Source organism: Candidatus Dactylopiibacterium carminicum (assembly GCF_014736495.1).
In the GTDB taxonomy this organism is placed as follows: domain Bacteria; phylum Pseudomonadota; class Gammaproteobacteria; order Burkholderiales; family Rhodocyclaceae; genus Uliginosibacterium; species Uliginosibacterium carminicum.
Map to the genome: position 1 here is coordinate 1 of NZ_MDUX01000089.1, position 8,484 is coordinate 8,484.

An 8,484-nucleotide genomic window follows, 5' to 3' on the forward strand; every position below is an offset into this window, starting at 1 on the left:
CGCCTTCTTGCATCTCGCATGCGCCTATATCTGGCTACTGTGAACACGCCCTAGCACGCAACGAGCCTCCTGGCAGGTTTCCGCCAGTTCTTCTCCGCTCAATACCGGCACCAGGGACTCCAACCCGTCCATGCCTGTGCTAGAGAAAGCGCGTTTCACGCGAATGAAGCGGAAGAACAGATTTTCGAGGCCCTCCCTGTGCAAAGGGGAAAGCCGGGCCTGTTCATCCAGTAACTGGCTGAACAGGCCCGGAATTGCCCCGATGCGCTCACGGATATGCCGGATTTCTTCAACCTCCGCCCGCGACACGCCCCGCATTTCCATCAGGGGCTCTCTCGCTCCAAGCAGCCGGGTAGCCCGGCTCACCAGCGCCGGGGAGAACTCTCGCGGCATGATCCTCAAGGCAACGCTGAGCCGGCTCAGCGGGTAGTCGTGCCCTAGCATGCCAGCCAGCGTATCGGCCATACCGAGGATTGCCCCACTGCGTGACAGCCCTTCGCCACTGACACCGCGAGGATAGCCAGAGCCATCCAGGCGCTCGTGGTGCTGAAGGATCGCTGTCTGCACATCCGCACTCAAGCCGCCAAGCTCCCGCGCGATTGCTGCGCCGATGATCGGGTGTGAAGCCAGCGCGCGCCATTCCTCCTGCCCCAGCACTTCCTCGCGTGTGAAGATCGCCGGATCAATGTAGCACTCACCGATGTCGTGCAGCAGGCTAGCCTGGGCCAGGCCGATCAGCGAACGGGAGTCATGGGTGGAGCCATCGGCCTTGGCCAGACTCAGTGCGATCAGGCAGGCCTTCACCTGATGCGTGCGTCGCTCGGGGCGGCGGTGCTCGGCCACGGCAAACAAAGTGGCTGCTTGCGGAGTCAGCCGCACCCGGGCAAGCGTTTTTAGGGAGCGCTCGGAGCCATGGCTATCGTCTGCCAAACGCCTCAGGATCGGGGACGCCTCCAGCAGGGCTTCGGCCTCGCGCCTCAGCTGGGCACTATCGAAAGCATCGCGGCAGGCAAGACTCGTCTCGATGGGGCGTCGCAGCTTGTGCTGGATCACGCGGTCATAGAGGCTGCTGTCGACGCGTGCGCCCTTTGCCAGCAGCTTTATACCGTTCTGCGCATAGACATCTTCAGTGACTTCGATTTCGCGTGTCGCCGAGAGCTCAACCAGCGACTCGACGAAATGCGGATTGGCCTGCTCGGGCAGGCTCGGTGCCGCGGACGACATGTATCGGATTTTCCCTCGGGGACAACTGTGCGCATTGCCACATGCAAGGCATGCGAACCCCGGCCCGAGTCTACGGCGGGAGAAGCGGATCATTGAAGACGACTGCTGCGACTGCAGGACTTTTTACACAGAATCGCCCGAATCATCTGCAGGCTCGGGGGCATCGCAGGCGATGACCTTCTTTCCGGACATCCGTCGTCGGTACGCTCACGGTGCCCGGATATGAAAGAATGCGGGCCTTGCCTCTCCTTTCTTCGAAATATCAGCAATGGCCCAGACGCAGTACGACGAATCCTCGTTCCGAGTCCTTAAGGGACTGGAGCCGGTGCGCGAGCGCCCCGGCATGTACACCCGCACCGACTCGCCCTGCCACATCATCCAGGAAGTCATCGACAACGCCGCCGACGAAGCCTTGGCAGGCTTTGCGCGCAGCATTCAGGTACGCGTGGCACGCGATGGCGCGATCACCGTGGCAGATGATGGCCGCGGTATTCCGGTAGGCCCTCATCCGGTGGAAAAGAAACCCGTGGTGGTACTGGCCTATACCGTACTGCACGCAGGCGGAAAGTTCGACAAGAAATCCGGCAACAGCGCCTACGCTTTCTCCGGTGGCTTGCACGGGGTAGGGGTAGCGGTCACCACGGCACTGTCCACGCGTGTGGAAGTGGAGATTCGCAGGGAAGGCAAGCTGCATCGCATCGCCTTTACGGATGGCGGACGCCAGATCGGCGAACTGGAAGAGCTTGGTTCTTGTGGCCGGCAGACCGGCACGCGCGTAACCGTGTGGCCGGATGGCCGTTATTTCGATTCGCCTCGTGTCCCGATGAATGAACTGGAGCGCCTGCTGCGCTCCAAGGCCGTGCTGCTGCCAGGCGTGCAGGTAAGCCTGGAGATTGAGCAGGCAGATGGTGGTTTCAAGCGGCAGGAGTGGCGCTATCAGGATGGCCTCCCGGGTTACCTGCGCGAAATGATGGCGGGGATCGAAATGCTGGTGCCGGTGTTCGCCACAGAGAAATACGCGGGCGAAGACGAGGATTTCGCGCCAGGTGAAGGGGCCGCCTGGGCGCTGGGCTGGTTTGATGGCCAGCAGATCGGTGAAAGCTATGTAAACCTGATCCCCACGGTTGCAGGCGGTACGCATGAAGCAGGCATGCGCGCGGCCGTCTTCGAAGCGGTGAAGAGCTTCATCGAGCATCACAGTCTGCTGCCCAAGGGCGTCAAGCTTCAGCAGGAGGATGTCTGCGGGCGCATGAGTTTCGTACTCTCGGCACGGCTGCTCGATCCCCAGTTCCAGGGGCAGGTGAAGGAAAAACTCAATTCCCGCGAAGCGGTGAAGCTGGTCTCCACCATGCTGCAACATCCCTTCGAGGCCTGGATCAACCAGAACGTAGAACACGGCAAGGCTATCGCCGAGCTGGCCATCAAGCAGGCGCAGTCCCGTCTCAAGGATGCGCAGAAAGTCGAAAAGAAAAAGAGCAGCGGTGTGGCAGTGCTCCCCGGGAAACTGGCCGACTGCGAAAGCAGCCATATCACCGAGAACGAGCTCTATCTGGTGGAGGGCGATTCGGCCGGTGGCTCGGCCAAGCTCGCGCGAAACCGTGAAACCCAGGCCATCCTGCCGCTGCGCGGCAAGGTACAGAACGCCTGGGAAATCGATCCTGGCCGACTTTTCGCCAATACTGAAATCCACGATATTTCCGTGGCCATCGGTGTCGATCCTCACGTAGCCGATGCCGCTGACGCCGTGCTGGCCAATCTGCGATATGGCAAGATCGTGATCATGGCCGATGCCGACGTGGATGGCTCGCACATCCAGACCCTGCTGCTGACGCTGTTCCTGCGCCATTTCCCGAAACTCGTGGCGGCGGGCCATGTGTATGTCGCGCTACCACCGCTGTACCGTATCGATGTGCCGGCGCAAGGCAAAAAACGCCCGGCACGGCGTTTCTACGCGCTGGATGATGCGGAGCTGCAATCCATCCGCGAGCGCCTGAGCAAGGAAAGCTTTCGCGAGGATCAGCTGGAGATTGGCCGCTTCAAGGGCCTGGGAGAGATGCAACCTGCGCAGCTCAAGGAAACAACCATGGATCCGGCAACCCGGCGGGTGCTGCCGGTCAGTCTGGGGAATACGCCGTCACCGGATACGCTGGGCCTGTTCAACCTGCTCATGGGCAAGGGTGAAGCCTCCAGCCGACGCGCCTGGATGGAGCTGAAGGGTAATCTGGTCGAAGCGGATCTCTGATACGGCATCGCCTTCAACCGTTTGGAGCGTTGGGTCGCCGTGTTCTACGCTTGACTGCGAGGCGGGAAACCGTATGCAGCCTGGTCAGGGCCTCAGACAACAGAAGCCGGTGCGTTTTCCATCATGTCCTCCAGGCGGCGGCTGGCGCCCAGTGCGGTCTGCGCCGCATTCAGGCGCGTGCGATCGGCTTCCAGCAAACCCAGCATCTGGAAAGCGAATGCCTGGGACAGCTTGCGCAAGGAGGTCGGCACCACGCTGGGTTGGGGATGCTGCAACAGCTGTTTGGAACAGGAGAGGGCAAACACAGGCGCCAGCACACGCCCCTGCAACTCCGCCGGCACCGTTTCCAGAAGCCTTTGTGCTGCACCGAACTGCCAGGGATTGCTGGGCCACTGCGTGGGCAGGGCCAACGCGTTGGGCAGACGTTTGAGATCCTCGCAGACGACGCGCAGATCTTCCTGAGAATCCCGGAAAGGCAGCAACACCAGATCGGAGAGCCGATACATCTCCATATCCGTAGCAAGACGATTGGCACCTCCATCGACCACCCCGACCCAGCCTTCACGCGAGCGCAAGGTGGTCAGGATACGCTGGCGCGCCTGGGCATCACGGCCGTCGGCCGAAACATAGGGCAGGGCGCCATGCGGGGGCGGCAGACGCCCGGGATCGGTCAGCACACAGACAGCCTTCCGCCCCATAAGCCCCAGGCCGAAACACAACAGGTGGGCGAGCGTGGTCTTGCCTGTGCCGCCCTTGCTGCCGATAAGACTGATGATTGCTGACATGATGTACTCCTTGCTGCGTGTTGCGAGATCCAGCCCGTGGGGCTTTTACTGTCATCGGCCAAAGACATGCGGGGCTTGAGCCCGGGGATTGCTTCGCCGTATTCGATTCGTAGAAGAATGCCATCGTGTGGGCAAGTGGAAGCTGCAAGCAATGTCTTTGAATGCCCGTAATTCCTGGCGCTTGTCGGGTACATGACTGCGCGATGCATGCAGGTGCATTCCGATCAAACCCCGCACGGCAGGACGCGGCAGAATGACGCGTTCCGGCATACCCTCATCGATCGTTCCGTCATCCATCATGCTGCATGCGCTTGAACTTGCCGCCTTCGAATCCTGGCCTTCGCTGGAGCAGGAAACCCATGCCGGCTGGCTGCTGCGCTTCGCCAAGGGTTACACGAAGCGGGCCAACTCGGCGAATGCACTGCACAATGCCAGTGCTTTGTCAGAGGATATCGAGGAAATGGAGCGCAGATTCCGGGCCCGCGATCTTCCGCCGACCTTTCGCCTAACTTCCGATCCGGCCTCTCAGGCTGCTGACGAACAATTGGTCCTGCGCGGCTACCGGCTGCTGGACCCTTCATACGTCATGTGTCTGCCACTGACGGCCCCCCGATCCGAGATCGACATTGTGTTGCTTGACGATCTCGACGCCTGGCTTGCCGCATTTCGGGATATCTCCGGCAAGACTGGAGCCGGGCAGGGCATACATCGTCAGATCCTGCAGCACATCACGCATCCCCGCTCCTTGGCTGTCTGCTGCGAAGCCGGGCTGCCGGTGAGCTGCGGGTTGGGCGTCCTGGTTGACGGCCATCTGGGCCTTTTCGATCTGGCCACACGCCTCGGTTACCAGCGGCGCGGACTAGCCACGCGCCTCTGCCAGGGATTGATGCACTGGGGGCGGGATGCGGGGGCCACGACGGCCTATCTGCAAGTGTTCGCCAGCAATATCGCTGCCATCAGGCTATATGAACGCCTTGGCTTCAGACAGCTGTATCACTACTGGTATCGCATCAAAGCGTAGGCACCTTCCGGGGATTACTGCGGTTGTCGGGCCAGCCAGCCCTCCATAAACTCCACGAAGCTACGAACCCGGGCCGAAAGGTGCTTGCGGCTTGGATACATGGCATAGATTGGAAGTGGTGGCCCGGGCCATTCCTCCAGGATCGTCTGCAGTCGGCCCTCGGCCACGAGCGGGCCGAGAATGAAATCCGGTGCCCGCGTAATGCCCAGCCCCGCTGCTGCCAGCTCGGCCAGCACTGTGCCGTTATTGGCCCCGATGCTGGCGTCGAAACTGATCTCCTGTACGGTTTCATTGCCACGCTGGAATCGCCACTGATTAGGCTCCTGCGCATAGGCATAGGCAAAGCAGGCGTGGGAGGAAAGCTCCCGGGGTGTCTGCGGTGTGCCATGGCGTGCAAGATAGTCCGAGCTGGCGCACGTCAGCAGCGCCACATTTCCGATACGGCGGGCCACAAGATTCTGGTGTGCTGCGCGACCGATACGGATTGCCAGATCCAGGCCTTCCTCGACCAGATCCAGCGGTCGATCCGCCAGTTGGACATCGAACTTCATCGCCGGGTGGCGACGTGCGAACTCGCCCAATGCGGGTGCCAGATGCGATGCACCGAAACTCACTGGCGCAGTGATGCGCAGCGTGCCGCGAGGGCTGGCTGTCGCATTGCCGACCATTTCTTCCGCTTCTTCCAGATCGGCCAGCAGCAACAGGCAGCGTTCGTAATAAGCACGCCCGTTTTCGGTCAGGCTAATGCGTCGTGTGCTGCGATTCAGGAGGCGAGCGTCCAGCAGCGCTTCTAGCTGCGCAAGCTGCCGAGAAACGGCAGAGGTGGACATCTCCAGGTGCTTCGCCGCCGCAACGAGGCTGCCGAGTTCCACGACCTTACAGAACACATTCATGGCCGCAAATCGATCCATACGAATTCCTTTTTTGTCTGGAATGGGCTGCCGCAATTGTTGCACAAATGGCAACATTTAATCACGGAAAGGCATATTTATCCCAAATGAAACATTCAGCAGAATGTCCCCATCGACTTCATAAAACCCTTTCAGGAAGGAATCCGATCATGCAAGACACACACTCATCTGCGCTGGCTGCCTTGGTGCTGCGCCTGACACTCGGGATAGCACTGCTGGCTCATGCTGCCTTGAAGATTTTTGTTTTTACCGTTCCCGGCACTGTCGGATTCTTCGCCTCGCTTGGCTTGCCGGCCATTGCGGCCTACCTCACGATATTCGGCGAGATTTTCGGGGGCCTGGGGCTGCTGGCGGGATTCCGCACCCGCCTCGTTGCACTGCTGACACTGCCGATCCTGCTTGGCGCCACCTGGGCACACTCGGGCAACGGCTGGATGTTCAACGCGCCCAATGGTGGGTGGGAATATCCTGCCTTCATGGTTGCAAATGCCATCGCGTTGGCGCTCCTGGGCGCCGGCGCCTGGTCCTGGGACAACTGGTACGCCAAGCGCGCAGCCTGAGCCCAACAATGACTCACTCGTAAAATCAGCATCACGATCTCGAAGGAGAATGAAATGAGTGCCATGCCCGTTCTGTTCATTTCACACGGCTCCCCCATGCATGCGGTGCAGGAGCATCCGGCAGCACTCGCCTGGGTTTCGGCAGTCAGCCAGCTGACACGCCCGAAGGCTGTGCTGATGGTTTCCGCTCATTGGGAAAGCGGACCGCCGTTGATCGGTGGCGCAGAGCAGCCGGAAACGATTCATGACTTCGGTGGCTTCCCCGATGAGTTGTATCGCATCCGCTATCCAGCGCCGGGAGCTCCGGATCTGGCCGCACGCATACAGAATCTGCTGCGCGATGCCGGACTGGAAGCCGGTATCGATGGTTGCCGGGGATTGGATCACGGGGCCTGGGTGCCTTTGCTGAAAATGTATCCTCAGGCTGACGTCCCGGTGCTGCAGCTTTCCGTGCAGCCCGGACTGGACGCCAGGCATCACCTCAAACTGGGGGCAGCCTTGAGCCACTTACGCAAGGAAGGCGTGCTGATTGTCGGCTCCGGCCACATGACACACAACCTGCGCGACTGGTTTCATGGCGCCAGGATCGATGCGGGCCCCTATGCGCGGGAATTCCGGGATTGGGTAGCCAAGCATCTGCTGGCGAAGGACATTGATGCACTGTCGGCCTGGGAGGAGCAGGCGCCGCACGCAAGGCGGGCACACCCCACACCAGAGCACTTCCTGCCGCTGTTCGTGGCCTTGGGGGCGGCCAAGGACGATCTGGCACCAGAATGCCTGCACAGCAGCTTCGAGTATGGCGTGCTGGCCATGGATGCTTGGCGGCTTGCCAGTGCCTGATAGCTACGGCGTGGGTCAACCGTTGAGAAGAACAAAGATCCCTGCCAGCGCCACACCCAGCAAAAGCAGCAACAGGATGCGCAGATGTCGGTGCTGCCCGGGAACAGCAGGCGCCGCCATCATCGACACCTCCTGCCCAGCTGGTAGCGATATCTCGGGCTTTGCCGCCTGATAGATCAGCAGTGAGCGGCGCGGGCGCACCAACTGCTGATCTTCCTTCTCTGGAAGAGATTCCGGTGCAACCGGAAGTGGAGAAGGCTGCGGCTCAGGCTGCGGGAATTGGGAACGCTCAACACCGGGGGCTGTTGCCCAAGAGAGAGCCTCACGCTGCTCGGGAAAGATCTGGCGTGGTGGTTCCGGTTGCAACTCCGGCTCGGCAGGGGCAGGCAAGGGGTCGTCTCGCAGACAGCGCGCAACGATATCGGCGGAGGCGATCTCCGTTTTTTCCATGGATTGAGTCTGGAAGCCGCCTGGGATGGGAGGCAGTCCAGGAAAGTCGTCTGTTTCCCCAACGCTTTCGACACCCAGGGGATTCTCGGGCGGCTGAATGACGACGGCCTCCATCGCAGGCATTGGCTGCATGTGCACGATCATGCCGATGCGGCCCAGCTCGCGGATATAGCGCTCGCTTAACTCTTGCCCGATGCCTTTCTTGAGGACGGCCGCTCGCCCAGAAAACAGCTGCTGGATTTGCTCTGGCGAGGCCTTGAGTCGTCGTGCTGCCATGGCCCTGAATCGCCCCCGGTTCACTAGACACTTCGAAGCCTTAAGCTGGCAACCAAGTGGAGGTGTCTATGAGTAGCAAGCGATACACGGAAGAGTTCAAGATTGAAGCGGTCAAGCAAGTGACCGATCGCGGACATAGCGTTGCGGACGTTGCCGGGCGACTGGATGTGAGCAT

General features: G+C 60.9%; 9 protein-coding genes. 5 read left to right on the top strand and 4 right to left on the bottom strand.

The features are described from left to right. Positions 1-24: 24 nt before the first annotated feature. Positions 25-1,224, bottom strand: coding sequence for an HD-GYP domain-containing protein (locus BGI27_RS16860; RefSeq protein ID WP_170943096.1), 1,200 nt, complete (start codon positions 1,222-1,224; stop codon positions 25-27). Between the two features lie 268 nt (positions 1,225-1,492). On the opposite strand from BGI27_RS16860, the gene BGI27_RS16865 reads away from it, so the two are divergent. Further along, positions 1,493-3,466: a DNA topoisomerase IV subunit B gene (locus BGI27_RS16865; protein ID WP_095525958.1), complete on the top strand. Its 1,974-nt coding sequence runs from the start codon at positions 1,493-1,495 to the stop codon at positions 3,464-3,466. 92 nt (positions 3,467-3,558) lie between these two features. Here BGI27_RS16865 and BGI27_RS16870 read toward each other — a convergent pair whose 3' ends face one another. Beyond that, a complete protein-coding gene (locus tag BGI27_RS16870) occupies positions 3,559-4,251 on the bottom strand; it encodes a P-loop NTPase family protein (protein WP_095525959.1) in 693 nt (230 codons plus the stop codon). A gap of 298 nt (positions 4,252-4,549) precedes the next feature. Here BGI27_RS16870 and BGI27_RS16875 point away from each other — a divergent pair, with 298 nt between their 5' ends. Further along, positions 4,550-5,272, top strand: coding sequence for a GNAT family N-acetyltransferase (locus BGI27_RS16875; protein WP_172425488.1), 723 nt, complete (start codon positions 4,550-4,552; stop codon positions 5,270-5,272). Positions 5,273-5,286: 14 nt separating this feature from the next. Here BGI27_RS16875 and BGI27_RS16880 read toward each other — a convergent pair whose 3' ends face one another. Beyond that, entirely contained in the window at positions 5,287-6,183 is an 897-nt protein-coding gene (locus tag BGI27_RS16880; RefSeq protein WP_095525961.1) for a LysR family transcriptional regulator, read from the bottom strand. Between the two features lie 149 nt (positions 6,184-6,332). Between BGI27_RS16880 and BGI27_RS16885 the strand changes: the two genes are divergently transcribed. Both BGI27_RS16885 and BGI27_RS16890 read left to right on the top strand, forming a co-directional pair. After that, a complete protein-coding gene (locus BGI27_RS16885) occupies positions 6,333-6,743 on the top strand; it encodes a DoxX family protein (RefSeq protein WP_095525962.1) in 411 nt (136 codons plus the stop codon). 54 nt (positions 6,744-6,797) lie between these two features. Beyond that, positions 6,798-7,583 (top strand): DODA-type extradiol aromatic ring-opening family dioxygenase, encoded by a 786-nt coding sequence (locus BGI27_RS16890; protein WP_170943095.1) that lies wholly within the window; start codon positions 6,798-6,800, stop codon positions 7,581-7,583. A 15-nt stretch (positions 7,584-7,598) separates the two neighbouring features. Here BGI27_RS16890 and BGI27_RS16895 read toward each other — a convergent pair whose 3' ends face one another. Next, on the bottom strand, positions 7,599-8,309 hold the full coding sequence (locus BGI27_RS16895) for a hypothetical protein (protein ID WP_095525963.1): 711 nt from the start codon (positions 8,307-8,309) through the stop codon (positions 7,599-7,601). A gap of 68 nt (positions 8,310-8,377) precedes the next feature. Between BGI27_RS16895 and BGI27_RS16900 the strand changes: the two genes are divergently transcribed. After that, a partial coding sequence (locus tag BGI27_RS16900) for a transposase (RefSeq protein WP_141239830.1) occupies positions 8,378-8,484 on the top strand: 107 nt, incomplete at its 3' end.

What these genes read in the sequence shown, in the direction of transcription:
- BGI27_RS16860 (WP_170943096.1), bottom strand. Translation starts at nt 1,224, where the DNA reads ATGTCGTCCGCGGCACCGAGCCTGCCCGAGCAGGCCAATCCGCATTTC.
- BGI27_RS16865 (WP_095525958.1), top strand. Translation starts at nt 1,493, where the DNA reads ATGGCCCAGACGCAGTACGACGAATCCTCGTTCCGAGTCCTTAAGGGA.
- BGI27_RS16870 (WP_095525959.1), bottom strand. Translation starts at nt 4,251, where the DNA reads ATGTCAGCAATCATCAGTCTTATCGGCAGCAAGGGCGGCACAGGCAAG.
- BGI27_RS16875 (WP_172425488.1), top strand. Translation starts at nt 4,550, where the DNA reads ATGCTGCATGCGCTTGAACTTGCCGCCTTCGAATCCTGGCCTTCGCTG.
- BGI27_RS16880 (WP_095525961.1), bottom strand. Translation starts at nt 6,183, where the DNA reads ATGGATCGATTTGCGGCCATGAATGTGTTCTGTAAGGTCGTGGAACTC.
- BGI27_RS16885 (WP_095525962.1), top strand. Translation starts at nt 6,333, where the DNA reads ATGCAAGACACACACTCATCTGCGCTGGCTGCCTTGGTGCTGCGCCTG.
- BGI27_RS16890 (WP_170943095.1), top strand. Translation starts at nt 6,798, where the DNA reads ATGAGTGCCATGCCCGTTCTGTTCATTTCACACGGCTCCCCCATGCAT.
- BGI27_RS16895 (WP_095525963.1), bottom strand. Translation starts at nt 8,309, where the DNA reads ATGGCAGCACGACGACTCAAGGCCTCGCCAGAGCAAATCCAGCAGCTG.